The sequence below is a fragment of the Tersicoccus solisilvae genome, assembly GCF_014643255.1.
Taxonomy (GTDB): Bacteria; Actinomycetota; Actinomycetes; order Actinomycetales; family Micrococcaceae; genus Tersicoccus; species Tersicoccus solisilvae.
The window spans coordinates 1-690 of record NZ_BMJI01000059.1 but is presented as its reverse complement, the minus strand read 5'-3'; the positions used below and the strand labels follow the sequence as shown (position 1 = coordinate 690).

General features: G+C 52.9%; 2 protein-coding genes. Both read right to left on the bottom strand.

Features of this window, described 5'->3' with window-relative positions; all coding sequences use genetic code 11:
* The coding region (locus IEX22_RS16225) for a NapC/NirT family cytochrome c (RefSeq protein ID WP_188669269.1) at positions 1-489 on the bottom strand (489 nt) is incomplete at its 3' end.
* Between the two features lie 18 nt (positions 490-507).
* On the bottom strand, positions 508-690 hold a 183-nt coding region (locus tag IEX22_RS16220; protein ID WP_229660105.1), incomplete at its 5' end, for a hypothetical protein.

Here is a 690-nt window from a genome sequence, read left to right as displayed (position 1 = left end):
CATCTGTTTTTGCGCCAGGGCTGACATCTCGTCCCATTTCATTGACTTGTAGTCATGGCAGTTTTTACAGGCCTGGGAGTTGTCACGGGCAAAGCGTTTCCATTCACGGCTGGCCATTTCCAGACGTTTGGCTTCAAATTTTTCCGGAGTGTTGACCGTTTGGAACAGCCAGCCCCAGACATCGTGAGAGGCTTCCATCTTACGGGCTATCTTGCGGCTCCAGTCGTGGGGCACGTGGCAGTCTGGGCAGGTTGCCCGCACGCCGGAGTGATTCGACCAATGCACAGTTTGTTGCAGCTCTTGATAGGGATTGTTCTCCATCGAGTGGCAACTGATACAGAAGGCTTCGGTGTTGGTGGCTTCCAGCGCTGTGTTGAAGCCGCCCCAGAAGATAATGCCCATGATAAAGGCCGACAGGCTGATGGCGCCCAGGCTCAGGTACTTGGTCGGGCGATTGAGAGTACGCCAGATTGCTATTAACCGTTTCATCTATTCAATCCTCTTGTATCAGTGACTGGCTACGCCGCCGAGGGCCAGCATGATCCAGATGATCAGGCCATAGAGGCTGATACCTGTGATGGTTAGGGCCGGAAACAGCATGAAAATAATCAGGCCGTGGGCCATAAGTTCCTGTTTTTTGCTTGATGTGGACTCAGACATAGTGATTGCTCCAACGCAGCAGGGTTTGCT